The sequence below is a fragment of the Acinetobacter geminorum genome (assembly GCF_013009345.1).
Lineage (GTDB): Bacteria > Pseudomonadota > Gammaproteobacteria > Pseudomonadales > Moraxellaceae > Acinetobacter > Acinetobacter geminorum.
This window is the reverse complement of sequence record NZ_JABELE010000058.1, coordinates 1-279: the sequence shown is the minus strand read 5'-3', so window position 1 is coordinate 279 and position 279 is coordinate 1. Positions and strand designations below refer to the sequence as shown.

1 protein-coding gene is annotated in these 279 nt (G+C 52.7%); it reads left to right on the top strand.

Going from position 1 to position 279, the window contains the following annotated elements:
* On the top strand, window positions 1-279 hold a 279-nt coding region (locus tag HJG58_RS18680), incomplete at both ends, for a hypothetical protein (protein ID WP_235944536.1).

The following is a 279-nucleotide window of genomic DNA, read 5'->3' as shown; positions in this document are numbered from 1 at the left end:
AATATCGCAGAACAAATCAAGAGCTTTGAAGCGAAGCGTGCAGCGCTGGCCGCATCACTTGATGAAGTGATGTCAAAGGCGGCTGAAGAGGGGCGCACCCTGGACGCTGAAGAAGAAGAGAGCTACGACAACACGTCCGCAGAAATTAAATCAGTTGATGCACACCTCAAACGACTGCGCGACATGGAAAGCAATCTGGCATCGACTGCAAAGCCGGTATCTAAAGCAGCCAGTGGCGAAGTCACCACCGTTAAAGCAAACGCACCGGGGATCATCCGC